Below are 416 nucleotides of genomic sequence, written 5' to 3'. Positions count from 1 at the left end.
GCCCCGGGTGCGTACCGTTCGTTGCGTACCCACTCGGGAGTCGCCCATGTGCCGTTGCCGTGCACCCCTCCTCGTTTCGATGATTGCCGTTGTCCTGCTCACCGGCTGCGCCACGACCTCGGGCGCGAGCGCGGCGTCCGCGCCCCAGCCCTTCCACGTGGAGCGCTCCGGGAAGGGCCGCCCGCTCGTCTTCATCCCCGGCCTCGCCTCGTCCGGTGAGGTCTGGAACGAGACGGTGGCGCACCTGCAGGGCAAGTACGACTGCCACGTCCTCACCCTCGCCGGCTTCGCGGGCCAGCCCGCCATCCCCGCGCCCTTCTTCGCCACCGAGCGCCGCGCGCTCGCGGACTACCTGCGCGCGCAGGGGCTGGAGAAGCCCATCCTCGTCGGCCACAGCCTCGGCGGCGTGCTCGCGC

1 protein-coding gene is annotated in these 416 nt (G+C 72.8%); it reads left to right on the top strand.

Translation table 11 applies throughout. The features are described from left to right. Positions 1–79: 79 nt before the first annotated feature. The coding region (locus D7Y04_RS43040; RefSeq protein WP_233601872.1) for an alpha/beta fold hydrolase at positions 80–416 on the top strand (337 nt) is incomplete at its 3' end.

Source organism: Corallococcus sp. AB038B (assembly GCF_003668955.1).
GTDB classification, from domain to species: domain Bacteria; phylum Myxococcota; class Myxococcia; order Myxococcales; family Myxococcaceae; genus Corallococcus; species Corallococcus exiguus.
The sequence above is the reverse complement of the archived record's forward strand: the minus strand, read 5'-3'. Positions and strand labels throughout refer to the sequence as shown.